Raw genomic sequence first — 26,829 nt, 5'->3', positions numbered from 1 at the left:
TGCGCAATTCTAGGGGGCGCCCTGAACGGCGATAAGCTGGGTTTTCTGCGAATCTTTGTTACGGTTAACGAGATAATCCCTTGGTCGGGGGTCTCAGCCCCTGAAACTTCGTGTCACAATTTGCCATCTCCCTTGAGAGCACCCCATGGACACTTTGCAAAACATGCGCGCCTTCAGTTGTGTGGCCGAAGCGGGCAGCTTCACCGCCGCCGCCGTGCAACTCGACACCACCACTGCCAACGTCTCGCGCGCGGTCTCCAACCTTGAGGCCCACCTGCAAACCCGCCTGCTGAACCGCACGACCCGGCGCATCGCTCTCACCGAAGCCGGCAAGCGCTACCTGCTGCGCTGCGAGCAGATCCTCGCCTACGTCGAAGAGGCCGAAGCCGAAGCCAGCGAAGCCCACGCCCGCCCGGCCGGACAATTGAAAGTGCACACCATGACCGGCATCGGCCAGCACTTCGTGATCGACGCCATCGCCCGCTATCGCAAGACCCACCCGGACGTGACCTTCGACCTGACCATGGCCAACCGCGTGCCGGACCTGCTCGACGAAGGCTACGACGTGTCCATCGTCCTGGCCCGCGAACTGCCGGATTCGGGTTTCGTTTCGCAACGCCTGGGCATCACCTACAGCATCGTCTGCGCCTCCCCGGCCTATGTGAAAGCCAACGGCTGCGCACAAAAACCCAGTGACCTGCTGAACCACGCCTGCCTGCGCCTGGTGAGCCCGGTGATCCCCTTGGAAAAATGGGCTTTCGACGGCCCTGAAGGCCAGGAAATGGTCACCATCAACAGCTCGCCCTTCCTGGTGAACTCCGCCGACGCGATGAAAACCGCGATCACCAGTGGGATGGGTGTCGGTGTATTGCCCGTGTATGCCGCGATTGAAGGCTTGCGCAATGGCTCGCTGGTGCGGGTCATGCCGAACTACCGTTCGCAGGAACTGAACCTGTATGCGATCTATCCGTCGCGGCAGTACCTGGATGCGAAGATCAAGACCTGGGTCGAGTACTTGCGTGGGTCGCTGCCGGAGATATTGGCGGGGCATCAGGCGGAGTTGGCGGCTTATGAGATGAGTGGGAGTCTGGCGGGGGTTCGGGTGGCGAATTGAGTTGGCCGGTCTGAAAAATGGGGTGCTGGGGAGGCCGCCAACCCCTCACCCTAGCCCTCTCCCTGTATGTACCGGATACATGGTGGACAGGTGTTCGGAGACATGGTGGACACTTTTAAATAGACACATTGCTCATCGCGAAGGAGATGGCCTGTGTCTTGGGAAGAGGTGTCTACCGTGCAGCTACGTACAGAATTCGTGCTTTTGGCTCGGCAAGAAGGGGCCAATGTTCGGCAGCTTTGCCGTCGATTCAACATCAGCCCAAGCACTGCCTACAAATGGCTCAGCAGGTTTGAAAAATCAGGGGCCGAGGGGCTGAACAATCAGTCACGACGACCGAAGACGTCCCCCAAACGTTGTGCTGACGAGGTGGAGAAGCAGATTCTGATCGTGAGTCAGGAGTACGCGGCTTGGGGCGCTCGCAAGCTCAAACGCGTGCTGGAAGACAAAGGTTTAGCGATGCCTTCCGTCAGTACTGTGCATGCAGTTTTACAGCGTCATTCGCGCGTTGATCCAAAGGCTGCTGAGATCAAACCGTTTATCCGGTTCGAGCATGAAGCGCCCAACGATCTCTGGCAGATGGACTTCAAGGGCCATTTCAGCCTGAGTCAGGGCGTTGCCATCCATTGACGATACTGGACGATCACTCGCGGTTTTCGATGTGTATCGCCGCGTGCGCCAATGAGCAGCGTGACACCGTCCAGGAGCATCTAATCCGGGTCTTTCGGCGTTACGGCTTGCCTTTGCGCATAACGATGGACAACGGTTCGCCCTGGGGTGACCAGACTGGGGTTTATACCGCGCTGGAAGTCTGGCTGATGGGTCAGGGCATCAAGGTAGGTCACTCCCGGCCTTATCATCCGCAGACCCAGGGAAAACTGGAGCGTTTCCACCGCAGCCTGAAGAGTGAAGTGCTGCAAGGTCGGCACTTCACGGACCTCAACAGCGCACAACAGGCATTTGATATCTGGCGTGATGTCTACAACCAGAAACGTCCTCATCAAGCGCTGGATATGCAGGTGCCGGCGACTCGCTACAGCAGCAGCCCTCGGGAGTATCAGGAGCAGCAAATGGCGCCGGAATACGCCGACGGAGATGTGGTCAGAAAGGTCCAGGTGAAGGGCGAGATTTACTGGAGGAACCGTGAATACTCAATCGGAAAAGCATTTCACGGGCTGTCGATAGCGATCAGGGAAACAGCGGAGGATGGCATCCACGATGTCTACTGGAGTAGACATCGTATCGCCCGAATCGACTTGAACTTGCAGATTGTTACGGCAGGTAAGAGGATCTAAAAACCGTCCACCATGTCTCCGAACATGTGTTCACCATGTCTCCGGTACATACACTCCCAAGGGAGAGGGAACTGACCGAGTTGTTTGGGGAAGTTACGCCGACGTGAAACACCGAGGTGAACTCAGGTACTAAAACGCACATAACTCCGCTTTGGCTTTCCACCACTCAACACAATGAGCGTTAGCTCGAGTACCGCTTTTGACGTGCCGGCCCCATCGGCAGGCTGAGTGGAGGGATTCATCCGGGGGTGGGAGCGCAGCGACCGTGCGGCGCAGCCGCATGCATCGAGAGGAGGTGCAGCGAAGCAAACCGTAGGCGATGCCCCCGGATGAATCCCGGAACGAAGGAACACCGAGCCAAAGCGAGGTGCCGAACGCCGGGGCCCAGCGTTTTGGTGGACCTGCCCCATCACAACGGACGCCAAGAAGCTGGCTATTTAGCCGCCTGCCTTAAGACCCTGGCGTATTCGTTCGGAGAACGGTACCCCAAGGCAGAGTGCAGTCGGCTGCTGTTATAAAACCCATGGATGTAGTTAGCGATTGATAGTTGAGCCAGCCTCTTGCTGGGATAGACGCCATACGCCTCCTCCCTTTTCAGAGTAGCGAAAAAGCTCTCAGCCACTGCGTTATCCCAACAATTTCCCTTTCGACTCATGCTTTGCGTGAAGTCTTTCTTGGCCAAGGCCAGTCGGAATTTGCTACTCGCATACTGACGCCCTTGGTCGGAATGAAAAACCACACCACTAGAGCCGGAACAGGCGCTCCAGGCATTCAGGAAGGCATTCTCGACCAAATCGTCGGGCATCCGATCCGACAGGCTATAGCCCAATATTTGGCGCGTCTGGATGCTCAAAACCACTGCGAGATACAACCAACCTTCTTTGGTTGAGATATAGGTGATATCACTGACCCAAGTCGGTGTGGGGTTATCGATGGAAAACTGACGAGCGAGCAAATTTCTCGCAACAGGCAAGTAGTGGTGACTGTCGGTGGTACGGGGCTTGAAACCGCCTTTGGATCTACCGCGTATGCGTTCTTCGTGCATCAGCCGGCTCACTCGCTTGTGGCCCACTGTATGCGCTTTTCGCCGTAAGGCCTCGACCAGCCGTGGTCGGCCATATGTATTTCGGCTGGCCATATAAACCTTACGCAAATCAACGCGAATCTGCGCATCCCGATCTGGACGCTCCTCGCGATGCTGGTAGTCGTAAAAACCTGAAATCGAAACATCCATCACCCGACACAGCATGCGCACCGGGAAGTGAGCCCGTTCAGCAGCGACGAAGGCGTATCTCACCTGGACTCTCTGGCAAAGAATACCGCCGCCTTTTTTAGGATTTCGCGCTCCATCTTGAGTTCGGCCACCTCCGCTCGCAAACGCGCAAGCTCGCTGTCTTCTTTGGTGATGGCTTTGCGTTCTGGAGAGCTCAACGGTAATCCCTTGCGCGCAGCATCAACCCAGTTATCGAGCGTTTTCACGGACATCTCGAGCTGACGTGCGGCTTCGGTTCTACCAACGCTTTCCGCGAGTGCGATAGCTTGAGCCTTGAACTCATCGGTGTAGTTACGGCGAGTGCTTGGGTACATGGCAACCTCCAAGATAGCGATTTAAGTATCGCTTCTTGGCGTCCGTTGTCACGGGACAGGTCCATGGTTACTTTTGGCTGGGTCGGCATTCCGGCGTCTGCAAAAGTGACCCGCCGTAAGGGCGGAACCCTAAGAAGCCGTTACCGCAGAAACGGATATTCACCCAAAACCCCAAGAGCCTGGTCGGCCCAGAGGCCGCCAAGACAACCCCAAACAGAAAATGTTAGCTTGCTTGGCAATCACATCAGCCGCCAAGCCCGAGCCCAATGCCAATGAAAAAAACAGTCCTGGCCTTCAGCCGCATCACCCCACCCATGATCGAACACCTGCAACAGGACTTCGACGTCATCGTCCCCAACCCGAAAAACGGCGACATCAACGCCCAGTTCAACGAAGCCCTGCCCCACGCCCACGGTCTGATCGGCGTCGGTCGCAAACTCGGCAAGGCCCAACTGGAAAATGCCGCAAAACTTGAAGTCGTCTCCAGCGTCTCCGTCGGCTACGACAACTACGACCTCGCCTACTTCAACGAACGCGGGATCATGCTCACCAACACCCCGGACGTCCTCACCGAAAGCACCGCCGACCTGGCCTTCGCCCTGATCATGAGCAGCGCCCGCCGCGTCGCCGAACTGGACGCCTGGACCAAGGCCGGCCAGTGGCAAGCCAGCGTCGGCGCACCACTGTTCGGCTGCGACGTACACGGCAAGACCCTGGGCATCGTCGGCATGGGCAACATCGGCGCCGCCGTCGCTCGTCGCGGACGCTTCGGCTTCAACATGCCGATTATCTACAGCGGCAACAGCCGCAAGACCGAACTGGAACAGGAACTCGGCGCACAATTTCGCAGCCTTGACCAACTGCTGGCCGAAGCCGACTTCGTCTGCCTGGTCGTGCCACTCAGCGACAAGACCCGCCACCTGATCAGCCATCGCGAACTGGCACTGATGAAGCCGAGCGCCATTCTGGTGAACATCTCCCGTGGCCCGGTGGTCGACGAGCCAGCCTTGATCGAAGCGTTGCAGAACAACCGCCTACGCGGCGCCGGTCTCGACGTCTACGAAAAAGAGCCGCTGGCCGAGTCGCCGCTGTTCCAGCTGAAAAATGCAGTGACCTTGCCGCACATCGGCTCGGCGACCAATGAAACCCGCGAAGCCATGGCCAACCGTGCACTGGCCAATCTGCGCAGCGCCCTGCTTGGCGAACGGCCGCAGGATCTGGTCAATCCGCAAGTCTGGCGCGGATAATAAATCGGGCAAGTACTGTGCAGTACTTGCCCGTTCACTGACATGACGCACATAACTTGCAATTGAACTGAATAACTGACCAGTTCCTTCCGCTATAGAATCTCCAAAAATTAAAACTTTCTGGAGACATTAACCTTGAGAAACCTCGGCACCGACCAACTCATCCGCTACAGCAAAGTCATCTTGATGGCTTACATCAGTTTTTTCGGCATTCTAGTGATGTACAGCAACTTCACCGACTACCCATCAAACTATGAATATGTCGGGCACATCCTCAGCATGGACACCACTCAGATCAACGAAAACATACGACATCGGGCAATTACCTCGCCCATGCTGCACCACCGTATTTACTGGTTGATCATTACCCTTGAAGTGATTTACACCATTTGTTGCCTGCTGGGTACTTACCACCTTTATCGAAAAATCAACGAATCGGCAGACGCCTTCCACGAAGCCAAGAAACTCTCGATCATTGGTTTGATGATCGCCATGTTTGTTTATTATGTCGGTCTGCAAACCATTGGCGTTGAATGGTTCGACATGGATACTTCACAAACATGGAATGCCAAGGACTGGGCCCGACATATTGTCGACTTTATATTTCCATTATTGATTTACATCGCCATAAAAATTGAGCGCTGAATATCCGGCGCCCAATAACCTCAGGCCAGTTTGCCTTGAGTCGGCCGTATCGGTGCGCGGGGTTTGCGGAACACCAACACATTGCCCAACATCACCAGCACCAACCCCGCCAACGCCGGCGCCGTCCATTGGTAGCCCTCGGCAAATGCCGAAACATTAAGCGCCACGACCGGGAACAGCACCGTGCAATAGGCTGCGCGCTCCGGCCCCATGCGACCGACCAGGGTCAGGTAAGCGGTGAAGCCGATCACCGAACCGGGGATGACCAGGTACAGCAGCGCACCGATGTAGCGCGACGTCCATTCCATTTCGAACGGAATGCCTTTGATCAGGCACCACACCGACAGCATCGCCGCGCCGTAGGCCATGCCCCAGGCATTGGTGGTCAATGGTTTGAGGCCGGCCTTCTGTTGCAGGCTGGAGAGCATGTTGCCCGCCGAGAAACACAAAGTGCCGCAAAGCGCCAGACCGAGGCCGAGCAAGGTTTGCGGACTGGCGTGATGCCCGGCCAGTTCCGGCCAGAACAACAGGCCCAGTCCGCCCAGCCCCAGCGCCCCGCCCATCAGCACATTGCGCGCGATGCGTTGACCGAAGAACACCCGTGCATTCAGCGCGTTCCACAAGGTCGCGGTGGAAAACACCACCGCCACCAGACCGCTGGGAATCCATTGGCTGGCAGTCAGGAAGCACATGAAGTTGACGCAGAACAGGCACAAGCCCTGCGCCACGCAGATCAGATGCCCGCGCCGGTTCATCGGTTGCAGACGACGGCTGAGCAGCAACAGCGCAAACAGCACCAGCGCGGCAAGGCCGAAGCGATAGACGATTGACACCGGAATCGCCACCACGCCCAGTTGCCACTTCAGGGCAATCCAGGTGGTGCCCCAGATCAGCACGGTCAACAAATACAACGACAGGTTCATGGCAGACACTCCTCGATTGGGTTTCAGTGTCTGCTGAGGACGACCTTTCACGCTTGCAAAAAATTGCTCTTTTTAACTACCCGCACTGCACGAAGTATTCAAGACTGCGGGGATCTGAGAACAGGCGGTGAGTCTCAACGAGAACATCACCAGAAAGCCCGGTACCAATACAATTTGCGCAACAACGTTGCAGACCGACTGGATCTGCAACGTTCTGGGCCATCCGAAAAACTATACTTTCCACGTATAACCTTCAAAACCATCGACAGTGGGGCCGGAATAATCGAGTGTGTAAAACATAGACAACCAACCAATGCTGTCCCACTGACTATCACGAATTGAGTAATCGAACTGACCGTCACTCACGTTGATTTCATCCACAAATCGACCATCCTGATTGAAAATCTGGACAACTGCGTTGAACGTGGAAATCAATTTGCATCTGATGCGCAGAATTCGCTCCTCCGATTTCAGGGTAACCTTCATTTGTGCGCGCACACCTTCGGACATGGGGTCACCAGAAAACTCAAGCACATTGCCTAGGAATCCAGCGGCAGTTTCCGTCGGTGTAGCACTACGACAGTTCAATGGAACATCTGCAGTTCCCCATGTCGTTTTTAGTTCAATATCAAAATGGGCAAGCTTGAGGATCTGATGCCGGCCTGGAGTAACGCCTTCAAATCCTTCCTCCCACAATTTTTCTTCCGCCATGACGTTTCACTTTTTGGACTTGGGTCGTGAGCACACATCTAATACTTATTCACCACATCTACCAACTGTCAGTTCTAACAGTCTTAAAGAACTAAACGCACTTAAAAACCAACCGTTGATACTTTTTTCATGACTTGCGAAAACTTGCGGTTTTTAAGAGGCACTGGCTGGCAGCGCGAAATCTACGGAGTAGGATGCAAGGCGTTGAAGAGAACCGATCATGGCCGCCATCGATACCCTGCAAGTCTTTCAAGCCCTCAACAGCTCGCCCAATGCACGCCTTGTGCACAGCGCCGAGTTGGGTGACGGCCTGTCTGCAGCTCTGTGGACCAATCACCACGACGCCCAGGAATACGAAGCGCCGAGTCATCACACCCTTTCCTGCTACATCGCCGGCGGCACCGGCACCTTCCGTCGTGGCGAGCCCGGCAACAAGGGCGGCCCGGACAAGCTGTGCATCCTGCCGGCCGACCATGAATCGGGTTGGGTGATCAATGGCGACATTCGCCTGGCCCACCTGTATTTCAGCGCTGAACAATTTGCCCTGGGGTGCGTGACGCTGCTGGATCGCGAGCCTCGGGAAATGCAGCTGCGCGAACAGACTTTCCTCGAAGATCCGCAACAGGCCCGCCGGTTTCGCCAGTTGCTGACCCTGAACTGGGACGAACCCGGCGAGCGTCTGCTGACCAGCAGCCTGGCCCACGAACTGATCAGCCACACCCTGCTGAGTCAGGTCGGCGTACGTCAGGGTTTGCGCCTCAAGGGTGGACTGGCGCCGCATCAACGTCGGCAACTGGTGGAGTTCATCGACAGCCAGTTGGCAGAGCCGATCAGCCTTGGCCAATTGGCGGGGTTGTGTGCGCTGTCGGAATACCACTTTGCGCGGATGTTCCGGGTGAGCTTCGGCCTGCCGCCGCATCAGTATGTGCTGGCACGGCGCTTGAACCGGGCGCGGGAGTTGTTGCGGGGCACGGCGTTGCCGTTGGGGGAGATTGCCTTGGCATGCGGATTTGCCAGTGCCAGCCACTTCACCAACCGCTTTCGCCAGGTGCTGGGTGGAACGCCCGGCGAGTATCGCCAGGCGTTTTTGCGCTGATCAGAACTCCAGCGTGCTGGACAACGAAATCTGCCGCGAATCACCCATCGACACGAAGAACCGGCTGGCCGCCGAGGTGTAATAGGTGCGGTCGAACAAGTTCTTCACGTTGAGCTGAAACTTGACCTTCTGCCCTTCCACTTTGGTGTCGTAGGTGGCGAACGCGTCGGCCACGGTGTAGCTCGGCAGTTCGAAATCATTCACCGCGTTACCCGCTCGCTCGCCGACATACCGCGCGCCGGCGCCGACACGCAGTTGATCACCGCCGATCACGCTGCCGAAGTCATAGACCGCCGACAGCGAGCCGGTGTTCTTCGCCACGTTTTGCAGCTTGTTGCCTTTGTAGTCCGGGTCTTCGGTGACCTCGGCGTCGGTGTAGGCGTAGCTGCCGATCATGCTCCAGCGGTCGCTGAGCTGGCCGGTCAGGTCCACTTCCAGACCGCGGGAACGTACTTCACCGGCGGCGCTGTAGATCGTGGTCGGACCTTCGGCATTGGCCACCAGCACGTTGCGTTTCTTGATGTCGAACAGCGCGATGTTGCCGGTGACGCGGCCCGGAATGTCGAGGCGTGCGCCCAGTTCCCAGGACTTGGCTTCTTCCGGTGCGATGCTGCCGTCGAGCACGGTGCTGCTGCCGCTGAGCGGAGCAATGGTCGAGTTCGGTTTGAACGACTCGGTGTAGCTGCCGTAGAACGACAACGCGTCGGTATAGCGATAAACCAGGCCGGCACGCGGCACCCACTTCTGCCCGTTGCTGTCGGTGTTGGCCTTGAACGGCACGCCTTTGCCGGCGTACTGGTCGTACTCCTGGAAACGCCCGCCGGCCACCAGAATCCAGTGGTCGTTGAGGTGGATCGAGTCCTGCAGGAACACCGAATCACTGCGCAGCAGATCGGTCTGCGCGCTGTCCGCCGGGCTGACGGTGGTACCTTCGACTTCGCGGCCATAGACCGGATTGACGTAACTGAAGGTGCTCAGGCTTTTCTGGCGGATCAGGTCGGCACGGTAGATCTTGCGGTACTCGTCGTCGACGCCGAACACCAGATCATGCTGCATGCCCAGCACCTTGACCTTGCCTTCGAGGCTGGCAGTGGTGAAACGGTCGGTACTGATCGCGCCCTGGGTGCCGTCCATGCTGCGGGTCAGGGTGCCTTTTTTGGTGTCGATGGCGGTTATGCGGACCTGGCTGGCGTCATAGGTTTCGCGGTTCCAGCTGTAGCCGAAATGGGCTTTCCAGTCATCGTTGAGTTCGTGGTCGGCCTCGAAGTGGTAGAGGTCCGAACGCCCTTCCATGTCGTTGAATTTCTCGTCGAGACGTTCGTTGCGCGAAATGTCCAACGGATGGTTGGTGCGTGGATCGATCAGCGTGCCACGGTCGAACGGCGTCAGGAATTCCCGATGCTCATACGCGAACAACAGCTTGGTGCGCTCGCCGTACCAGGCCAGCGACGGCGCGATCAGCGATTCACGGTGCGTACCGAAGTTGCGCCAGTAATCCTCGTCCTCGTGATCCAGCACCATGCGATAGGCCAGGCCGGAATCACCCAGCGCACCGGTGCTGTCGAACGAACCGCCGCTGCCGTTCTTGCCGTCGCCGTAAGTCGAGCCCCGCAGGGTCAGGGCGTTGTACTGCTCAAGTTCGGGTTTCTTGCTGACCATGTTGACCACGCCGCCCGGGTCCTGAATCCCGTACAGCAGCGAGGCCGGGCCCTTGAGCACTTCGACGCGATCCACGGTGGCGTTCATGCCACGGCCCTGCACTACCGGCATGCCGTCGCGCATGATCGAGCCGTTGCGGTTATCGCCGAAGCCACGGGTCATGACCGAATCCTGGGTGCTGCCCAAGGTGTTGCCCTGGGTGATGCCGCTGACGTTGGCCAGGGCGTCATCGAGATTGCGCGGCGCCTGGTCGCGAATGACCTGGGTCGGGATCACGTTGACGGTCTGCGGGATTTCCTGAAGCGAAGCGGAGGAGCGCATCACCGAACTGGTTTCCGGTGGCTGGTAACTCAGCGGCTGATTTTCCATCGAGGTGATAGTGGTCGCACCGAGGTTCAGTGCGCCCTCGATGGGCTGCGGTTCGAGCATCAACGTATGACTGTCGGTGCGACGGAAGGTCAGGCCGGAACCGCTGAGCAGACGTTGCAGCGCCTGTTCGGCACTCATCTGGCCATTGATTGCCGGCGCTTCGAGGCCGTAAGGCGCTTCGACGGTGTAGACCACGCTCTGGCCGGTCACGCGACTGAAATCGCTCAAGGCCTGCGGCAGCGGTTTGGCGGTCAGGGAAAAACTGAATTGTTTCTGAGGCTGGCTGCTGTTGCTTTCAGCGGCTTGCGCCACGCTCATCGGCAGTAATGCCAACGCCGCAAAACTCAGCGCCGAGGCGCCGAACCACTGTTTGACCGAACCCGATTTTGCCCTGGACTTCATTGCTCATGACCTGTGTAGAACCGCAACGGATGCGAATGACTCGCAGTTTCAGTCACTACACGGATGGCATCGGGATTTACCTCACCACTAAATTGAAAATATTTTCAGAATGAGATTTTGTCAGTGCCGACGCCTTCGCGAGCAAGCTCGCTCTCACCCTGAAATGCACTTCCCTGTGCGAGCTTGCTCACGAAAGGGCCAGTGAGATCAACGAAGAATTATCAGATTTCCCGGCAATTGATGCTGCTCGAATCCCAACACCCCTTGCAGCGAGTTCAGCACCGCTTGCGGGTCCTTGCTCGGAAAGCTGCCGCTGACTTTGCGCGCGCCCAGTTCGTCGTTGAGCAACACGATCCGTCCGGGAAAATAGCGCCGCAGATCCTGCACCACATCGGCCAGTGTCGACTTGTAGTAAGTCAGCCAGCCCTGACGCCAGGCCAGTTGCGCTTCGCTGTCCACGGCGTGCAGTTTTTGCGCCGAACCTTCGCCATACGCAACCTGTTGGCCAGCAGTGAGAATCTGTTGTTCGGCGTCTCTTGCCGCCGTCACACCGACGCGTCCGGACAACACGGTGACCTGAGCCCCACGAGGTTGCAGGCGTACTTCGAACTGAGTACCGAGCACCCGCGCCTGGCCCCTCTCGGCCTCGACCACGAACGACTCGCCGGTGTGAGTCACGCTGAAAAATCCGGCGCCGCGGCGCAATTGCACATGCCGTTCGCCATGACTGAAATCCACGGCGATAGCGCTGTCAGCGTCCAGCGTCACCTGCGATTGATCGGCCAGGATCACGGTGCGGATTTCGCCGGGAGCCGAAACATAATCGGCGCCCAGATCATCGACCCAACGCTGCGGCTGCCAACCGGTGCCGAGGCTGATCATCAGCAACAGACAGGCCGCCATGGCCAGTCCACCGGCCCAGCGTCGAAGGGGCGTACGGCGCGGTCGGTTCATCGCATTGAGCAATCCCTGCAACGCCAGAGCGTCTTCATCGGCCAGAGTACGCGCCGGCCCTTCGCTCAACTCCCAGATGACCTGCGCCTGGGCGTATGCCTCGGCATGCGCGGGATCGGCATGCAGCCATTGACTGAAGGTCAGTTGATCACCGGTGCTGGGGCGGTCATGCAACAGGCTCAGCCAGGCAAAAGCCGCCTGCTCCTGAGCGGGCGTCGGGGTGACGCGGTCAGTGTGGTTCACGGTGCTTTCCCTGGCAGGCGTGGCGCGGGTTCGCGCAGGCTGGCCTTGCAGGCCTCGAGGGCGCGCATCATATGTTTTTCCACGGCGCTTTGGGACAGGCCCATGGCCTTGGCGATCTCGGCGTACTTGCGCCCGTGGATGCGATTGAGCAAAAAGATCTGCCGCGTGCGCTCGGGCAAGGCGCGCAACGCTGCTTCGACGTGGCGCAGATCATTACCCGCTTCGAGCGCGGCCTGTGGCTCGCTGGCGCTACTGTCGGGTTCGTCCGGTTGCCAGCCTTCATTGACCCGAACCCGCGTGCCTTCACTGCGCAAGTGGTCGATCGCAATGTTGCCGGCGCAGCGCAGAAGATAAGTGCTGAGCTCTTCCACCTGAACGAGCGGCCGGCGCCAGAAACGCAGGAACAGATCCTGCACCAGATCCGCTGCCGTCGCCCTGCAACCGACGCGCCGGTTCACCAGCGCTTCCATTTGCGAACGTTGGGACAGAAACACCTGCAGAAAGTGCGCGCGGGCGCCGTGGGGCTCGTCGTCGCGGGGCTCGGGCGGATGGCTGATCAGCATCTCAGTTCAAGAACCCTGCGACAGGGAGCGGTAGTGGGCTGGTCATTGCCTGCCTTGAATCCTCTTTCATGCGTAACCCAGACCCCGAGCAGCGCCGGAGATCGTCGCCAGAATCACACTCGGCACCAGCAGCCCGACCCACGCCGCCCACGCGCTGCGGCAGGCGAAACACCAGAGCACGGCCACCAGGTAAACCAGAAACGAGACGGTCATCCCGGTAACGACTGCTTCGGCGCGGTTCAGCGGTAACCACAGGGTCAGCGTGACACTGGCCAGCGCCGCAACCAGATAGCCGCCAAACACCGCCGCGAGCACCCGCGACGTGACAGCCAGACGATAGGACATGGGAAGTGCGGCGAGTTTGGCTTTCATGTTTCGACCCTGAAACGGTTAACGCCCGGCCAACAGCCAGACGACAGGCAAACAATATTAATGATAAATATTCTCATACGCAAAAGAGTCTGATTGCCGGCACTTACGCACAGCCCTACAATGCGAACCATTCTTGTTCTCTAACGCATCCTGCATGCGCCCGGAGTGATGCCGTTGTCGTCCGCCCATCCTGTCGAATCGCTCTACCAGGCCCATCACAGCTGGCTCACCGGCTGGCTGCGGCGCAAACTCGGCTGCCCGGACAGCGCCGCCGATCTGGCCCAGGACACCTTCATCCGCGTCCTGACCGCCCGCGAGCCGCCGGTGATCATCGAACCCCGTGCGTTCCTCACCACTCTGGCCAAGCGCGTGCTGTTCAACCATTACCGCCGTCAGGACCTGGAGCGCGCCTACCTCGACACCCTCGCGCAGATGCCGGAAATGGTCGCACCTTCGGAAGAGGAGAAAGCGATCATCCTGCAATCCCTGATGGAGCTGGATCAGTTGCTCGACGGTCTGCCGCGCGCGGTCAAACGCGCATTTCTGCTGGCGCAGGTCGATGGCCTGACCTATCCACAGATCGCCGCTGAACTGGGTATCTCCGTGGCCACGGTCAAACGTCATCTGAATAAAGCGGCGATGCGCTGCTATTTCGCCCTGTGAACCCGCCGATGGATTTTTCCGCGCAGGTCGCCGAGCAGGCGGTGCGCTGGTTGCTGGAAATGCAGCAGGGCCCATTGAATCCGCGCCAGCAACAAGCCTGGCAACAATGGATCGACGCCCACAGCGAACACCGCCGTGCGTGGGAACACATTCAGCGGGTCAATTCGCGGCTGCGCGGATTGTCGTCGCCACTGGCCCACGCCGCGTTGAATGCGCCGAAATCCGCCAGCCGGCGTCAGACGCTGAAGTTGTTGCTGATTCTCGGCGCCGGCTCGGCAGTCACCTGGGGAATGCGCGAGCACAATCCATTGCCGTCGTTGCTGGCCGATTACCGCAGCCCGATCGGTCAGCGACGCAAGATCTCGCTCGGCGCCGGCGGCCAGTTGCAGCTCAACACCGCCAGCGCGGCGGATGTCCGGGGCGATGGTCTGATCCGTCTGCTCGAAGGCGAAATGCTGCTGACCGCCACACAATCCTTCGAAGTACAAACCGCCCAGGGCCTGCTGAAAACCCAGGGCGCGCGAATAAACGTGCGGCAGTTTGCCGACCGCACGCAGGTTGCGCTGTTTGAAGGTCGGGTCGAATTGAATGCGCAAGGTCGCGCGCCGATGCTGCTGCCGGTCGCCCGACAACTGAGTTTCAGCTCCACCGGCGTCAGTGCGGCAAAACCGCTGGACGCCAACAGCGGCGCCTGGGCCGACGGCATGCTGGTGGCCGCGCACATGCGCCTTGGCGACTTCCTCGACGAACTGGGTCGCTACCGTCGCGGGCAGCTCAATTGCGATGCGAAAGTGGCTGACCTGCTGATTTCAGGGACTTATCCACTGGACGACAGCGAGCGGATTCTCGACCTGCTGGCAATCAGCCTGCCAGTCAAAGTGAAGCGCTTTACTCGCTACTGGGTGACGGTCGAAGGCAGAGCCTGATCGCTCCCACGCTCTGCGTGGGAGCTCAACCCCGGGGGCTCCGCGTCCCCTGTAAAAATAAATGAGCCGTTTTTCAGATCTGGCGTGACAGAGAAGGAAAGCCCCCTTGATTCAACCTTCTCAGGACCGTCCTCCATGCACCCCACCCGCCTCACGCCGTTGGCCCGAACCCTGCGCAACCTCGTCCTCGGCGCCAGCCTGAGCTTCAGCGCCCTGCCCCTCGCGCAGGCCGCTGAAACCAAGGCTTATCACATCGCCCCGTCGTCGTTGGAAAACGCCCTTAACCAGTTCGGTCGTGAGGCCGGTGTGCTGATCTCGTTCGGCTCGCAAGTCACCCGCGGCGTGCAGAGCCGCGGCCTGGAAGGCAGCTATACCGCGGAACAAGGCCTGAACGCGCTGCTCGAAGGCACCGGCCTGCGGGCCCGGGCCGAAGGCGGCAATGCTTTCAGCCTGCAACCGTCGAGCGATACGGCGCTCGAGCTGGACACTTCGACAGTGGTTGGCGACTGGCTCGGTGAAGCCGAACAGGTCAACGTCTTCGAGCACCCCGGCGCCCGTGACGTGATCCGTCGCGAAGAATTCGAACGCCAGGGCGCGACCCAGGCCCGCGATGTGCTCAACCGCATTCCCGGGGTCAATGCCCCGGAAAACAACGGCACCGGCAGCCACGACATGGCGCTGAACTTCGGCATTCGCGGCCTCAACCCGCGCCTGGCTGCACGCTCGACGGTATTGATGGACGGCATTCCGGTGCCGTTCGCGCCTTACGGCCAGCCGCAGTTGTCCTTCGCACCGATCAGCATGGGCAACATGGATGCGGTGGACGTGGTGCGTGGCGGCGGTGCCGTGCGTTACGGCCCGCAGAACGTCGGCGGCGTGGTCAACTTCGTAACCCGGGCGATCCCTGATGCGCCGACCGTCAAGGGCGGCTTCCAGACTGAAACCAGTCCATCGTCCAGCCATGACGGCTTCAAGACCAGCGCCAACCTGCTGGCCGGCGGCACCAATGCCAATGGTCTGGGCGGCGCGTTGCTGTACTCCGGCACGCGCGGTGGCGACTGGCGTGAACACAGCGACACGGAAATCGACGACCTGATCCTCAAGGGCAAATACCAGCTCGACGAAGCCAACAGCTTCAACGCCATGGCCCAGTATTACGAAGGCAAGGCCGACATGCCCGGCGGCCTGAATGTCGCCGACTACGATGCCGACCCGTACCAGTCTACCCGGCCAAAAGACCAGTTCTGGGGCCGTCGCACGATGTTCAATTTCGGCTATCGCTACCAGGAAGATCGCCGCGAATTCACCGCCAACACCTTCTTTACCAAGACCCTGCGCAGCGGTTATCTGGATCAGGGCACGTTCCTGTCGCTGTCGCCACGTGAATACTGGGTTCGCGGTCTGGAAACCCGATTCGCCCAAGGCTTCGACCTTGGCCCGACCACCCATGAAGTCGGCGTCGGCTATCGCTATATCAACGAGGCCGGTCACGAGTTGCGCTATCGCACCCCGATCGCCAGCAACGAATACCCGACCACCAACAGCCGCAACGACCGTGACACTCGCGGCGGCACCGAGGCCAATGCGTTCTTCGTCGATGACCGCATCGACATCGGCAAGTGGACGATCACCCCGGGCGTGCGCTACGAGATGATCGAATCGCAACAGACCAACAACCTGACCAACGTCAAATACAAGGGCGACTACAACACCGCGCTGCCGGCGTTGAACGTGCTGTATCACCTGACCGACAGCTGGAATCTGTACGCCAACACCGAAGGCTCCTTCGGCAGCGTGCAATACAGCCAGATGCCCAACCGCGTCAGCAGTGGCGAAGTGAAACCGGAGAAGGCCCGCACCTGGGAAGTCGGCACCCGTTACGACAACGGTGCCCTGCGAGCGGAAATCGGCGCGTTCCTGATCAACTTCGACAACCAGTACGAAAGCAACCAGACCAATGATTCGGTGATCGCCCGTGGCGAAACCCGGCATCAGGGCATCGAGACCAGCGTCAACTACGCTCTCGACGACTTGAGCCCGGCGCTGGCCGGCTTCGATGTCTACGCCACTTACGCCTATGTCGACGCAACCATCCGCGAAGACGGCCCGAACAAGGGCAATCGTGTGCCGTTCTCGTCGAAACACAAAGGCACGATCGGCGTCGGTTACACCGAAGGGCCGTGGAAACTCAACCTGGACAGCAGCTTCCAGAGCGACCAGTTCGCCGACAACGCCAACACATCAAAAGAAAGCGCCGACGGCAGCACCGGCAAGATCCCGGGCTACATGCTGTTCAGCAGCCGTGCCGGTTATGACTTCGGCCCGCAGCTGTCGGACCTGAACGTGGCGGTGGGGGTGAAGAACATCTTCAACACGCAATACTTCACCCGCTCGTTCGATGACAACAACAAGGGCAAGTATGTCGGTGAACCGCGCACGGTGTACGTGCAGACCTCGGTTGCTTTCTAGAGCCTGCTGAAAACAGAAAGGGCCTGCAATTGCAGGCCCTTTCTCATTGGGTGGCTTGGAAAATCAGCGCATCAACTGTTGATCGCTGCCTGTTCGTTCTCGTCAAACTCTTCCGCCAATAGCTTGTCATTGGCCTTGCTTGTGAATGGCACCACTGCGGCTCGGGGTTTGCCGCGCAGTTTGCCAAACAGGTGCTCCAGCGCGTGCTCCAGTTTTTCGGCTGCACCATCGATCGCCTGTTCCAGCGAATCGGCTTTGTGGGTGACGGAAATCGGTTGATGGCCTTTTGGCCGCGCTTCCAGTTGGCAGCGCAAGTCATGGGGACCCGGCTTGTCACCGTTCTCGTCGCTCAGATGGACTTCGACACGGGTCAGGTCTTCCTCATAACGGTCGAGCGTGCTCTCAATTGTGGTGCGTACCCACTCCTCCAGTCGTTTGCTGCTTTGAATATGGTTGTCGCTGTTGACTTGGATTTGCATAGTTCATCCCTTATTTCAGCTAGCTCGCAAGAGGCCTGGAACAGGATTTCGTGACCTCTTGGTTACAACAATCGGCCCGCTTGACGAACATTTCAACCCCTGAAAAAAGATAAATATTCATACGCAAAAAAAGCCGGACAACCGAGTGAAGCGCTGGTAAGGTCGGGAGTTGGGTCGCCTCGGCACCCCGTAAAATCTGCTCACAATTGGCCATCACGCAGCGGGTGAAGGCTGCGAAAAATTCCCGCCTCCTCCACCAGCCAGTCATGCACCGCCCGCACACCCGGATGGCTCAACGCCCCCGGTGCATACAGCAATACATAGCGCTTGTGATTGGGCACTGAAATCCCGAATGGCACGATCAACGTCCCCCGCTCCAGCTCGTCGTTGAGCAACGTGCGCCGGGCAATCGCCACGCCCATGCCGGCAATCGCCGCTTCGATGGTGAGGTGGTTGCGATTGAACGTGTGCCCGCGCCGCACATCGGCGCCCTCGAAACCGATGGCATTCAGATAAAACTCCCACTCCGCGTATTCATAGCTGCCGCGCCAGGCGGTGATGTCGTGCAGCAGCGGGAAATGCACCAGATCCGCCGGCCCGTGCAGCGGCGGCCGTCCCCGCAGCAGGCCCGGCGCGCACACCGGGAAAATCTGCTCGTCGAGCAAGGCTGTGGATAACAGTCCCGGATAGCTGCCGTCGTTCAAATCGATGGCCAAGTCAAAATCCCCTTCATGCAACGGCACGCTGCTGTCCTCGGCCACCAGTCGCAACTGGATGTCCGGGTAACGCTGTTGCAGGCGTGGCAGGCGCGGGGTCAGCCATTTGCTGAGGAACGACGGAATCGAACGCACCCGCAGAATCCCGCTGATCATTCCCGCATCCAGGCGCCGCAATTCCGCATCGATGCTGCCGTAAGCCTCGTTGACCGTGATCGCCAGTCGCTGCCCTTCCGCGCTCAGCTCCACACCCCGTGCACGGCGGTGGAACAGGCGAAAACCCAGCCGCTCTTCCAGCTGTCGGATTTGCTGACTCACCGCTCCCGGCGTGATGTGCAGTTCCTCGGCACAGCGAGTGAATGACAGGTGCCGTGCGGCACAGGAAAACACCTGCAGCCAGACGTAAGTCTGGGCATGCAATTGACGGCTCATGGTTTAGTCCTGCTAAAGGCTTACTTAGGAAGTTTCGTTAGTCACGTTGAAGCGAGGTAGGCAGTATCGCCGACATTGCGCTTGTCCTACAAAAAATGGCAGCGATTCCTACTCCATCGCTTGTAAGGGTTTAGCATGGCTATCAGTGTTTTCGATCTATTCAAAGTCGGCATCGGTCCGTCCAGCTCCCACACCGTCGGCCCGATGCGCGCCGCCGCGACCTTCGCCCAAACCCTGATCGATCAGCATTTGCTGAACGATGTGCAACGGGTGGAAATCCGTTTGTACGGCTCGCTTTCGGCCACCGGCGTCGGCCATGCCACTGACCGCGCGGCGGTCATGGGTTTGATGGGCGAATGGCCGGACAGCATCGATCCGTCGACCATCGAGCCACGCATCCAGCAACTGCGCGAGACCGGCCAACTGTCTCTTGCCGGTAAACGCTCGATTGCCTTCAACTGGCAGCACGATCTCCTGCTGCTGGACGAGAGCCTGCCCTACCACCCGAACGCCATGTCGCTGACAGCCTTTGGCGCATCCGGCCAACTGTTCGAGCAGACGTACTACTCGGTCGGCGGCGGTTTCATCATCGAAGCGGCCGAAGCCGAATCCGGTGTAGCGCCGGCCAGCGACGTCGAGTTGCCCTACGAATTCTCCAGCGCCGTCGAACTGCTGGCGCTGTGCAAGCAGCACAACCTGCGGGTTTCCGAATTGATGATGGCCAACGAACGGGCCTGGCGCAGCGACGCCGAGATCCGTCAGGGCCTGCTGCACATCTGGTCAGTGATGCGCGAATGCGTCGAGCAAGGCCTGCGTCACGAAGGCGTCCTGCCTGGCGGTCTGAATGTTCCGCGTCGCGCAGCGAAACTGCACCGCAGCCTGTTGGAAATCGGCAAGCCGAACGTCATCAGTTCAACCCTGTCGGCGATGGAGTGGGTCAACCTGTTCGCCCTCGCCGTCAACGAAGAAAACGCCGCCGGCGGGCGCATGGTCACTGCACCGACCAACGGCGCCGCCGGGATCATTCCGGCCGTCCTGCACTACTACATGAAATTCAATCCGGATGCGTCGGACGATGACGTGGTTGCGTTCTTTCTGGGCGCGGCAGCGGTGGGCATCCTGTGCAAGAAAAACGCTTCGATCTCCGGCGCCGAAGTCGGCTGTCAGGGCGAAGTCGGTTCCGCTTGTGCGATGGCCGCTGCGGGTCTGGCCGATGTGCTCGGCGCCACACCGGAGCAGCTGGAAAACGCCGCCGAAATCGGCCTGGAACACAACCTCGGTCTGACCTGCGACCCGGTCGGCGGATTGGTGCAGGTGCCGTGCATCGAGCGCAACGCCATCGCGGCGGTGAAGGCGATCAACGCCACACAAATGGCCCTGCGCGGCGACGGCAAACATTTCATCTCCCTCGACCGGGTGATCCGCACCATGCGCGATACCGGCGCCGACATGCATGACAAATACAAAGAGACTTCACGGGGCGGCCTGGCCGTGAGCTGGGTGGAGTGCTGAGGAGCGCTCCCCGACCGCCCGTAACACGTGAGCCCGAGCAATAATAATAACGAGGCAAAAACGATGACCGATGTACGCACACCTGCTGCCGAAAATCCCGCTGTAGACCGCACACGCAATAACGAAACCGCCCACAAGGGCTGGAGCAAATTCGACACCACCTGGATGCTCGGCCTGTACGGCACGGCCATCGGTGCCGGCACCTTGTTCCTGCCGATCAACGCCGGTGTCGGCGGCTTCTGGCCGTTGCTGATCCTGGCGTTGCTGGCGTTCCCGATGACCTTCTTCGCGCACCGGGGCCTGACCCGCTTCGTGCTGTCGGGCCGTTCCGGTGACATCACCGAAGTGGTGGAAGAACACTTCGGCATCGGTGCCGGCAAACTGATCACGCTGCTGTATTTCTTCGCGATCTTCCCGATCCTGCTGGTGTACAGCGTGGCGCTGACCAACACCCTGAGCAGCTTCCTCGAACATCAGCTGCACATCGCCCCACCGCCGCGCGCGGTGCTGTCTCTGGTGCTGATCCTCGGTCTGATGACCATCGTCCGTTGCGGTCAGAGCGTGATCGTCAAAGCCATGAGCGTGCTGGTGTATCCGTTCGTCGCCGCGTTGCTGTTGCTCGGCATCAGCCTGATTCCGAACTGGAACGGCGCATTCTTCGCCAGCGCCCAGGAAGCCATGCCGATGTCGGTGTTCCTCAAGACCCTGTGGCTGGCCATCCCGGTGATGGTGTTCTCCTTCAACCATTCGCCGATCATCTCCGCCTTCGCCGTCGAGCAAAAACAACGCTACGGCGATCAGGCCGAACGCAAGAGCAGCGGCATCCTCGCCATGGCTCACGGCATGATGGTGGTAACCGTGATGTTCTTCTGCTTCAGCTGCGTGCTGGCGCTGTCGCCGGCGGATCTGGCAGCGGCCAAGGCACAGAACATTTCGATCCTGTCGTACCTGGCCAACCACTTCCAGACCCCGGTCATCGCTTACGCCGCGCCATTGATTGCGCTGGTGGCAATCACCAAATCCTTCCTCGGCCACTACATCGGCGCCAGCGAAGGCTTCCAGGGCATGATCGTCAAAAGCCTGCGCAGCCGTGGCCGGGTGATGTCGGCGAGCTGGCTGAACCGTGCGACCGCACTGTTCATGATCCTCAGCTGCTGGGCCGTGGCGACCTTCAATCCGAGCATTCTCGGCATGATCGAAACCCTCGGCGGGCCGGTGATTGCCTGTCTGCTGTTCCTGATGCCGATGTACGCGATCCGCCGCGTGCCGGCCTTGCGCCAGTATTCGGGCCAGGCGTCCAACGTGTTCGTGGTGCTGATCGGCCTGATTGCACTGTCAGCGATCATCTACTCGGTTCTGCCCTGAAACGGGCCGCAAACCAAGAAGGCGAGCCATGGGCTCGCCTTCTTTTTGGCCGGTTTCATTGTTCGACAATATTCCCGGCATGTCCCTTGCTACATCGCTGAAGGAGACAGGACCACGGAAGGGCCGATGGTCAGTTTTGGCGAACCAACCCGATCAAGGCCGGTCAACAACTGCACGTTCAATCAGGCGGTGACGCATCATGGACAATCCTTTTCAGATCATTACCGATGCCTTCGCGCCGGACTATCAGATCAACCTGAGCATTCAGGGCCTCGACGGCAGCATCATGCTGACCCTCTCCAATGGCGGCCGGATCGTCGCCAAACGGATGATCAGTGCCGAACAACGCAACGACCCCAAGCGCCTCAAGCGCCTGGTGCAAAGCATTCAGTTCGGCATCGCCATCGAACAGGGCCACAGCGCCATGGCGATCCTTGAAGCCATGACCCGCGGCGACGGAATCACCCCGCCACCGCGCCAGATCAAGGCCCGGCACCCGTCATCGATCGGTCTTTAGAGCTCGCCTTTCTCGATCTCGGGGTGTTCACCGGAACCCGCCCCGAGCTTGCGTTGCGGCTTCTCGATTTTCACCGAAGGGAATTGCGACGAGGCGTAACGCACCACCAGAATCGAGAACGCCAGCAACAGAATCCCGCCGCACAGGTAGATGATGCCCATGTCCGGCGGGTTGTGGTGCGAGACGTTGGAGATCAGCAGGCGCGTCAATGCGGTGATCGCCACGTAGATCAGGAAGCGCACCGGCATGTGGTTGGTCTTGAAGTAAATCCCGACCATCGCCCCCAGTTCCAGATAGATGAACAGCAACAGAATGTCATCGATCTTGATGTGCCCTTCCTCGAGCATCCCGAGAAATTCCATCACCGCCGCCCACGCGGTCACCGCACCGATGGCGAACAGCGCCAGATAATGGAAGGTCTCGACGAACAGATTGCCCAGGGACTCGGCCAGTTGATGCACGTTTTGCCGCAGTTTCTCGGCCCAGTTGATTTTCACGATGAAGATTCCTTAGCCCGGTTCGAGCGGATGTTGCGTGCTGGACGTGACAGTTATTGCGCACGTACGCAGATGCATGCAGAAAAGAGGCCACGCCATCATGGCGAGCCCCCGCGAAACCCGCGCCGTGGCGTTTGGTCGCACCTGCACGCAGGCACCGGGCTGACAAACTCCGAATCCGGTCTACATTAAAAAGCCACTACCCAAAGCGCAGGGATTCGCTTATCCTTTTCGCTGTATATAGATACAGTAGTCGCAAAGACAACTTAATGTGAAGGCATGTGAGGTGGTGAATGGCCGTCGAAGTGGTATACCGCAGCAGCCGAGATCTGGAGCGCTTGTTCATGGATAAAGCCGAAGCTGACCGTCATGACAAAATGCTCGAACTGGCCGAACTGTTGGCCGAAGTGCTGGAAAAAGCCGTTCCTTCGTTGAGTGAGCAGCAAGTGGAAGAAGTCGGGATCTTCATGGCGAAGAACCGCGATGTGTTCGCCCGGGCGTTCAAGAGCCAGCCTGATGCCCTGTCGGAGCTGATCAACGCACCCGCGGCACCGGTTGTGGCGACCGAAACCGCCGAAGTGGCCGAACCGGCAGAAGCGCCAGTCAAACCTGCCAAGGCGGCAAAGGCTGCGAAGTAATCGACACCTGAATTGAAGCCTCTGAATTGAATGGCCCCTGAGTTGAAAGACTCAGGGGCTTTTTCATGCCCGGACAAACCTCAGCGGTACAACACCTTCTCCGCCAGTTCATCCGCTACCCTCGCTGGCGAGCGCTTTTCCGCCTGGGCGTGGGCAAACACTTCGGTCAGCCGCGAACTGATCTTCGACAGGTGGGCGGTGATCGTGGTCAGCTCTTCGCCCCGGTGTTTGAGGGAAACGTAGATCAGCCCACCGGCATTGATCACATAATCCGGCGCATACAGAATGCCGCGCCGCTCCAGTTGATCGGCGACGTCCAGATGCGTCAGCTGATTGTTGGCCGATCCCGCCACCGCCGAACAGCGCAACTGTGTGACAGTGTGGCTGTTGAGCACACCGCCCAGACCGCACGGTGCGAGGATGTCGCACGGCGTACTGAGTAAGGCGTCGTTGGCGATCGGGTGGGCGTTGAGCTGTTCCATCGCCAGTTGCACTTTGCCGTGATCAATGTCGCTGACCAGCAGTTCGGCACCGGCGGCGTGCAGCTGTTCAGCGAGGGCATAACCCACATTGCCCAGCCCCTGAATCGCCACGCGCAAGCCTTCAAGGTTGTCGCTGCCCAGCCGCGCCATGGCGGTGGCGCGTATTCCGGTGAACACCCCCATTGCCGCATGGGGCGCCGGGTCGCCAGCGGATGTGGTGCTGGTGACATGTTGGGTCTGCTGGGCGATGCAATCCATGTCCGCCACCGAGGTGCCGCTGTCGATGGCGGTGATGTAGCGCCCGTCGAGCTGATCGATGCAACGGCCGAAGGCTTCGAACAGGGCGGCGCGGTTTTCCACATGGGGCGGCCGAACGATTACGGCGACACCGCCGCCCTGGGCCAGACCGGCCAACGCAGCCTTGTAGCTCATGCCCTGGGCCAGGCGTACGGCGTCCTCGACCGCGGATTCGTCGTTCGGGTAGGCAAGATAACGACACCCGCCCAGGGCTGGCCCCAGGCGACTGTTATGGATGGCAATGACCGCCTTCAATCCGGACACCGGATCAACGCTAAGGTGCAGCGATTCCAGGCGAGTGCTTTGCATGAGAGCGAACATCGGCAGGCTCCCGAATCACTTCTGGTAGTCGCCAGTATAGGCTTGCGCCCAAAAATTGCTGAAGCGCACGGGAATAAGGCCCGACAGCGACCAATGCGTTGCGGCATAACCCGATGGCAGAGCGGCGCGATACTGGACGAATGACAGAGACGGGGCTAAAACGAGGCATTCTCCGGAGATTTTGATGAGTCCGCGCCAACGTTTTTTCGACTGTCTGCACCGTTCACCGCCTGCGCTGCTGGAGGCAGCGTTGTGGATGGCCGCCGAACACGATAAACATGTCGAGCCCCAAGCACTGTTGCAGGACTTCATCGAGCTGCAGCAACGGGTCAGCTCCGGCCTGCCGCTGTTGCCGGTCAGCGAGCTGGCGCAACCGTTGCTGCGACGCATGGTAGAACTGGGATTCGCGCAGGACGATTTTGTGCCGCTGCGCCCGCAGGCTGCGATGGTCAACAAGGTGTTGCACACTCGACGCGGCCAACCGCTGGCTCTGGCGCTGATTGCTCTTGAGCTGGCCCGAGGCCTGGAGATTCCGCTGGTGGGTGTGAACTTCCCCGGGCATTTCCTGCTGAAGGTTCCCGGCGCCGATCACTTGCTCGATCCGTGCGGTGGACGGCGCCTGTATCCGAACGATTGCCGCGAACTGCTGCATCGCCAATACGGCCACCAGATGCAACTCAATGCCGACCACCTGCTGACCGCCACACCGCTGCAGATGCTGCAGCGCCTGTCGCGCAATCTGCGCCAGCTGCACGTCACCCACGATGACTTCATCGCGGCGCTGATCGATGCCGAGCGCGTGCTCGAACTGGGCAATGCCAGTGCCGCCGACTATCTAGCCCGGGCCAGTCTGTATCAGCGCCTCGACTGCCCGAACGCCGAGCGCTTCGATCTGGAGCACGCGCTACTGCTCAGTGACGACCCGATTCAGCGGCTTCGCCTGACGGAACGGCTGGGTCATCTGCCGCCCAATTCGGTGGTGCACTGACTGACGCCGCTGAAGGCGAACGCACCTGAATGATCAACAACGCCGCAATCACCGCCGGGATCGCGCAGAAGAAGAAAATCTGCTGCACCGGAATGTGCATCGCCAGCAACAGACTGCCGAACAATGGTCCGAGAATCGACCCGAAGCGCCCTACTCCCAAGGCCCAACCGGTACCAGTAGCACGCACGTGTGCCGGATAGAAGTTGCTGGCGAAGGCATTGAGCGTCAGTTGCCCGCCGATGATGCAGAAGCCCGCCGCAAACACACAGGCCACCAGATAACGCGGGTTGTCGTGATTCATGCCCAGCAGGATCGTGCACACCGCCGCGCCGGCCAGCACAGCGGACAGCAGGCGCACCTTGCTCTTCAACCGGTCGGCGAACCACGCCATGCAGATCGCGCCCAGCGTGCCGGCGAACAGGAACATCGACGTCACCAGGTTCGCTTCATTGAGCTTCAGGCCACTTTCCAGCAGCAGCGACGGCAGCCAGCTGATCATGAAATACAGCAGGATCAGGCTGACGAAAAACGTCGACCAGATCAGCAAGGTCGGGCGTGCGTAACCATTGCGGAACAACTCCACCACAGTCAACTTGCTGCCCTGCTCGCGTTCGTTCTGCTCGACCGATGCGGCGGGCGGTTGCCAGCCCGGCAGCATCCGCGCGGTGACCTTGCGCAGGCGCGCATAGGGCGGCGCATCCCGCAGCAGTCGCGGCAAGGATTCCGGCAGCATCCACCAGAGAAACGGGAACAACAGCAGCGGTGTAACACCGCCGGCGAGGAACACCGCTTGCCAGCCGAATCGGTCGATAAAACCCGCCGCGACAAAACCACCCGCCGCACCGCCGAAAGAGAAGCCGCAGGCCGCCAGCGTCACCATCAGCGTACGCAAGCGCGGCGGTGAATATTCCGACATCAACGCCATGGCGCTGGGCATCGCACCGCCCATGCCGATGCCGCAGATGAAACGCGCGATCATCAGGGTGTTCAGGGAATCGGCGAACACCATCAGCACGGTGAGGCTGGCGTAGATCAGCACGCAGGCGAGCAGAATCCGCCGCACGCCGAAGCGGTCGGCCAGTGGCGTCACGGCCAGCGAACCGAGGGTCAGCCCCAGCAGGTTGGCGCTGAAGACCGGACCGAACGCGGATTTTTCCAGGCCCCAGTCCTGCGCCAGCGCCGGCACCACGTAACCGAGCACCTGGGCGTCATAGCCGTCGGTGACCAGCAGCAAGGCGAGCAGGATCAGGAGCAACCACTGAAAGCGGGACACAGGACGGGCGTCGAGTGCCGCCCGAAAGCTGGCAATCTGGTTGTGCATCGCAAGGTACCTGTTTTGTTTTTATG

General features: G+C 59.7%; 24 protein-coding genes and 2 pseudogenes. 13 read left to right on the top strand and 13 right to left on the bottom strand.

Annotation, left to right across the window (positions count from 1 at the left end; genetic code table 11):
* Positions 1 to 145 precede the first annotated feature (145 nt).
* Both ACSPX5_RS28655 and ACSPX5_RS28650 read left to right on the top strand, forming a co-directional pair.
* On the top strand, positions 146 to 1,114 hold the full coding sequence (locus ACSPX5_RS28655) for a LysR family transcriptional regulator (protein WP_085711718.1): 969 nt from the start codon (positions 146 to 148) through the stop codon (positions 1,112 to 1,114).
* A gap of 153 nt (positions 1,115 to 1,267) precedes the next feature.
* Positions 1,268 to 2,409 (top strand): annotated as a pseudogene (locus tag ACSPX5_RS28650) (IS481 family transposase).
* Positions 2,410 to 2,842: 433 nt separating this feature from the next.
* On the opposite strand, the gene ACSPX5_RS28645 reads toward ACSPX5_RS28650, so the two are convergent.
* Complete coding sequence (locus tag ACSPX5_RS28645) at positions 2,843 to 3,706, bottom strand: IS3 family transposase (RefSeq protein ID WP_439820716.1); 864 nt, start codon at positions 3,704 to 3,706, stop codon at positions 2,843 to 2,845.
* Entirely contained in the window at positions 3,703 to 3,996 is a 294-nt protein-coding gene (locus tag ACSPX5_RS28640; RefSeq protein ID WP_169428789.1) for a transposase, read from the bottom strand. Before ACSPX5_RS28640 ends, ACSPX5_RS28645 begins: the two co-directional genes overlap by 4 nt.
* A 272-nt stretch (positions 3,997 to 4,268) precedes the next feature.
* Here ACSPX5_RS28640 and ACSPX5_RS28635 point away from each other — a divergent pair, with 272 nt between their 5' ends.
* Together ACSPX5_RS28635 and ACSPX5_RS28630 are read left to right on the top strand one after the other, a co-directional pair.
* Positions 4,269 to 5,243, top strand: a complete 975-nt coding sequence (locus ACSPX5_RS28635) for a 2-hydroxyacid dehydrogenase (protein WP_439820715.1) — start codon at positions 4,269 to 4,271, stop codon at positions 5,241 to 5,243.
* A 135-nt stretch (positions 5,244 to 5,378) separates the two neighbouring features.
* Positions 5,379 to 5,888, top strand: coding sequence for a DUF2165 family protein (locus tag ACSPX5_RS28630; protein WP_169428938.1), 510 nt, complete (start codon positions 5,379 to 5,381; stop codon positions 5,886 to 5,888).
* Between the two features lie 20 nt (positions 5,889 to 5,908).
* Here ACSPX5_RS28630 and ACSPX5_RS28625 read toward each other — a convergent pair whose 3' ends face one another.
* The gene (locus ACSPX5_RS28625; protein ID WP_169428937.1) at positions 5,909 to 6,811 is read right to left on the bottom strand and encodes a DMT family transporter; all 903 of its coding nucleotides are present in this window, start codon (positions 6,809 to 6,811) and stop codon (positions 5,909 to 5,911) included.
* Between the two features lie 231 nt (positions 6,812 to 7,042).
* Positions 7,043 to 7,522 (bottom strand): hypothetical protein, encoded by a 480-nt coding sequence (locus tag ACSPX5_RS28620; protein ID WP_439820714.1) that lies wholly within the window; start codon positions 7,520 to 7,522, stop codon positions 7,043 to 7,045.
* Positions 7,523 to 7,742: 220 nt separating this feature from the next.
* Here ACSPX5_RS28620 and ACSPX5_RS28615 point away from each other — a divergent pair, with 220 nt between their 5' ends.
* The gene (locus ACSPX5_RS28615; RefSeq protein ID WP_439820713.1) at positions 7,743 to 8,618 is read left to right on the top strand and encodes a helix-turn-helix domain-containing protein; all 876 of its coding nucleotides are present in this window, start codon (positions 7,743 to 7,745) and stop codon (positions 8,616 to 8,618) included.
* Here ACSPX5_RS28615 and ACSPX5_RS28610 read toward each other — a convergent pair whose 3' ends face one another.
* From ACSPX5_RS28610 to ACSPX5_RS28595, 4 genes are all read right to left on the bottom strand, one after another.
* Positions 8,619 to 11,048 carry a TonB-dependent siderophore receptor gene (locus tag ACSPX5_RS28610; RefSeq protein ID WP_439820712.1) on the bottom strand — a complete coding sequence of 810 codons (2,430 nt, stop codon included), beginning with the start codon at positions 11,046 to 11,048 and terminating at the stop codon, positions 8,619 to 8,621.
* A gap of 207 nt (positions 11,049 to 11,255) precedes the next feature.
* A complete protein-coding gene (locus ACSPX5_RS28605; RefSeq protein WP_169428932.1) occupies positions 11,256 to 12,245 on the bottom strand; it encodes a FecR family protein in 990 nt (329 codons plus the stop codon).
* On the bottom strand, positions 12,242 to 12,808 hold the full coding sequence (locus ACSPX5_RS28600) for an RNA polymerase sigma factor (RefSeq protein ID WP_439820711.1): 567 nt from the start codon (positions 12,806 to 12,808) through the stop codon (positions 12,242 to 12,244). The genes ACSPX5_RS28605 and ACSPX5_RS28600 overlap by 4 nt, the downstream gene beginning before the upstream one ends.
* Before the next feature lie 66 nt (positions 12,809 to 12,874).
* Positions 12,875 to 13,180 carry a DUF3649 domain-containing protein gene (locus tag ACSPX5_RS28595; protein WP_169428931.1) on the bottom strand — a complete coding sequence of 102 codons (306 nt, stop codon included), beginning with the start codon at positions 13,178 to 13,180 and terminating at the stop codon, positions 12,875 to 12,877.
* A 174-nt stretch (positions 13,181 to 13,354) separates the two neighbouring features.
* Between ACSPX5_RS28595 and ACSPX5_RS28590 the strand changes: the two genes are divergently transcribed.
* The 3 genes from ACSPX5_RS28590 (at position 13,355) to fecA (ending at position 17,238) form a co-directional block, all read left to right on the top strand.
* Positions 13,355 to 13,843: a sigma-70 family RNA polymerase sigma factor gene (locus ACSPX5_RS28590; RefSeq protein ID WP_439820710.1), complete on the top strand. Its 489-nt coding sequence runs from the start codon at positions 13,355 to 13,357 to the stop codon at positions 13,841 to 13,843.
* Entirely contained in the window at positions 13,840 to 14,769 is a 930-nt protein-coding gene (locus tag ACSPX5_RS28585) for a DUF4880 domain-containing protein (RefSeq protein ID WP_439820709.1), read from the top strand. The genes ACSPX5_RS28590 and ACSPX5_RS28585 overlap by 4 nt, the downstream gene beginning before the upstream one ends.
* Positions 14,770 to 14,904: 135 nt before the next feature.
* Complete coding sequence (fecA, locus tag ACSPX5_RS28580) at positions 14,905 to 17,238, top strand: TonB-dependent Fe(3+) dicitrate receptor FecA (RefSeq protein ID WP_439820708.1); 2,334 nt, start codon at positions 14,905 to 14,907, stop codon at positions 17,236 to 17,238.
* A gap of 71 nt (positions 17,239 to 17,309) precedes the next feature.
* On the opposite strand, the gene ACSPX5_RS28575 is transcribed toward fecA, so the two are convergent.
* Together ACSPX5_RS28575 and ACSPX5_RS28570 are read right to left on the bottom strand one after the other, a co-directional pair.
* A complete protein-coding gene (locus ACSPX5_RS28575) occupies positions 17,310 to 17,717 on the bottom strand; it encodes an HPF/RaiA family ribosome-associated protein (RefSeq protein WP_011332524.1) in 408 nt (135 codons plus the stop codon).
* Positions 17,718 to 17,917: 200 nt separating this feature from the next.
* On the bottom strand, positions 17,918 to 18,865 hold the full coding sequence (locus tag ACSPX5_RS28570; RefSeq protein ID WP_169428927.1) for a LysR substrate-binding domain-containing protein: 948 nt from the start codon (positions 18,863 to 18,865) through the stop codon (positions 17,918 to 17,920).
* A gap of 135 nt (positions 18,866 to 19,000) precedes the next feature.
* On the opposite strand from ACSPX5_RS28570, the gene ACSPX5_RS28565 reads away from it, so the two are divergent.
* The 3 genes from ACSPX5_RS28565 (at position 19,001) to ACSPX5_RS28555 (ending at position 22,259) form a co-directional block, all read left to right on the top strand.
* Positions 19,001 to 20,377 carry an L-serine ammonia-lyase gene (locus ACSPX5_RS28565; RefSeq protein ID WP_439820707.1) on the top strand — a complete coding sequence of 459 codons (1,377 nt, stop codon included), beginning with the start codon at positions 19,001 to 19,003 and terminating at the stop codon, positions 20,375 to 20,377.
* A 63-nt stretch (positions 20,378 to 20,440) separates the two neighbouring features.
* The gene (locus ACSPX5_RS28560) at positions 20,441 to 21,742 is read left to right on the top strand and encodes an HAAAP family serine/threonine permease (protein WP_439820706.1); all 1,302 of its coding nucleotides are present in this window, start codon (positions 20,441 to 20,443) and stop codon (positions 21,740 to 21,742) included.
* Positions 21,743 to 21,941: 199 nt separating this feature from the next.
* Positions 21,942 to 22,259, top strand: coding sequence for a DUF3509 domain-containing protein (locus tag ACSPX5_RS28555; RefSeq protein WP_169428924.1), 318 nt, complete (start codon positions 21,942 to 21,944; stop codon positions 22,257 to 22,259).
* Here ACSPX5_RS28555 and ACSPX5_RS28550 read toward each other — a convergent pair.
* Positions 22,256 to 22,756 carry a phosphate-starvation-inducible protein PsiE gene (locus ACSPX5_RS28550; RefSeq protein ID WP_003221775.1) on the bottom strand — a complete coding sequence of 167 codons (501 nt, stop codon included), beginning with the start codon at positions 22,754 to 22,756 and terminating at the stop codon, positions 22,256 to 22,258. The two genes, ACSPX5_RS28555 and ACSPX5_RS28550, sit on opposite strands and share 4 nt — an antisense overlap.
* 293 nt (positions 22,757 to 23,049) lie before the next feature.
* Here ACSPX5_RS28550 and ACSPX5_RS28545 point away from each other — a divergent pair.
* Positions 23,050 to 23,307, top strand: a pseudogene (locus ACSPX5_RS28545) (YebG family protein); the annotation flags it as partial.
* Positions 23,308 to 23,474: 167 nt separating this feature from the next.
* Here ACSPX5_RS28545 and ACSPX5_RS28540 read toward each other — a convergent pair.
* Positions 23,475 to 24,494 carry a Leu/Phe/Val dehydrogenase gene (locus tag ACSPX5_RS28540; RefSeq protein ID WP_169428922.1) on the bottom strand — a complete coding sequence of 340 codons (1,020 nt, stop codon included), beginning with the start codon at positions 24,492 to 24,494 and terminating at the stop codon, positions 23,475 to 23,477.
* Between the two features lie 184 nt (positions 24,495 to 24,678).
* On the opposite strand from ACSPX5_RS28540, the gene ACSPX5_RS28535 reads away from it, so the two are divergent.
* A complete protein-coding gene (locus tag ACSPX5_RS28535) occupies positions 24,679 to 25,482 on the top strand; it encodes a SirB1 family protein (protein WP_207865293.1) in 804 nt (267 codons plus the stop codon).
* Here the strand turns inward: ACSPX5_RS28535 and ACSPX5_RS28530 are convergent.
* Positions 25,406 to 26,803 carry an MFS transporter gene (locus tag ACSPX5_RS28530; protein WP_439820705.1) on the bottom strand — a complete coding sequence of 466 codons (1,398 nt, stop codon included), beginning with the start codon at positions 26,801 to 26,803 and terminating at the stop codon, positions 25,406 to 25,408. The two genes, ACSPX5_RS28535 and ACSPX5_RS28530, sit on opposite strands and share 77 nt — an antisense overlap.
* Between the last annotated feature and the right edge of the window lie 26 nt (positions 26,804 to 26,829).

It is taken from the genome of Pseudomonas sp. HLG18 (genome assembly GCF_051903985.1).
GTDB classification, from domain to species: domain Bacteria; phylum Pseudomonadota; class Gammaproteobacteria; order Pseudomonadales; family Pseudomonadaceae; genus Aquipseudomonas; species Aquipseudomonas fluorescens_BT.
Note: the sequence above shows the minus strand (reverse complement) of the source record. Positions and strands in the feature narration are given on the sequence as shown.

Coding starts and splice junctions, on each gene's coding strand:
- ACSPX5_RS28570 (WP_169428927.1), bottom strand. CDS start 18,865: ATGAGCCGTCAATTGCATGCCCAGACTTACGTCTGGCTGCAGGTGTTT.
- ACSPX5_RS28560 (WP_439820706.1), top strand. CDS start 20,441: ATGACCGATGTACGCACACCTGCTGCCGAAAATCCCGCTGTAGACCGC.
- fecA (WP_439820708.1), top strand. CDS start 14,905: ATGCACCCCACCCGCCTCACGCCGTTGGCCCGAACCCTGCGCAACCTC.
- ACSPX5_RS28635 (WP_439820715.1), top strand. CDS start 4,269: ATGAAAAAAACAGTCCTGGCCTTCAGCCGCATCACCCCACCCATGATC.
- ACSPX5_RS28615 (WP_439820713.1), top strand. CDS start 7,743: ATGGCCGCCATCGATACCCTGCAAGTCTTTCAAGCCCTCAACAGCTCG.
- ACSPX5_RS28565 (WP_439820707.1), top strand. CDS start 19,001: ATGGCTATCAGTGTTTTCGATCTATTCAAAGTCGGCATCGGTCCGTCC.
- ACSPX5_RS28555 (WP_169428924.1), top strand. CDS start 21,942: ATGGACAATCCTTTTCAGATCATTACCGATGCCTTCGCGCCGGACTAT.
- ACSPX5_RS28530 (WP_439820705.1), bottom strand. CDS start 26,803: ATGCACAACCAGATTGCCAGCTTTCGGGCGGCACTCGACGCCCGTCCT.
- ACSPX5_RS28625 (WP_169428937.1), bottom strand. CDS start 6,811: ATGAACCTGTCGTTGTATTTGTTGACCGTGCTGATCTGGGGCACCACC.
- ACSPX5_RS28620 (WP_439820714.1), bottom strand. CDS start 7,522: ATGGCGGAAGAAAAATTGTGGGAGGAAGGATTTGAAGGCGTTACTCCA.
- ACSPX5_RS28640 (WP_169428789.1), bottom strand. CDS start 3,996: ATGTACCCAAGCACTCGCCGTAACTACACCGATGAGTTCAAGGCTCAA.
- ACSPX5_RS28540 (WP_169428922.1), bottom strand. CDS start 24,494: ATGTTCGCTCTCATGCAAAGCACTCGCCTGGAATCGCTGCACCTTAGC.
- ACSPX5_RS28610 (WP_439820712.1), bottom strand. CDS start 11,048: ATGAAGTCCAGGGCAAAATCGGGTTCGGTCAAACAGTGGTTCGGCGCC.
- ACSPX5_RS28575 (WP_011332524.1), bottom strand. CDS start 17,717: ATGCAAATCCAAGTCAACAGCGACAACCATATTCAAAGCAGCAAACGA.
- ACSPX5_RS28655 (WP_085711718.1), top strand. CDS start 146: ATGGACACTTTGCAAAACATGCGCGCCTTCAGTTGTGTGGCCGAAGCG.
- ACSPX5_RS28600 (WP_439820711.1), bottom strand. CDS start 12,808: ATGCTGATCAGCCATCCGCCCGAGCCCCGCGACGACGAGCCCCACGGC.
- ACSPX5_RS28535 (WP_207865293.1), top strand. CDS start 24,679: ATGAGTCCGCGCCAACGTTTTTTCGACTGTCTGCACCGTTCACCGCCT.
- ACSPX5_RS28595 (WP_169428931.1), bottom strand. CDS start 13,180: ATGAAAGCCAAACTCGCCGCACTTCCCATGTCCTATCGTCTGGCTGTC.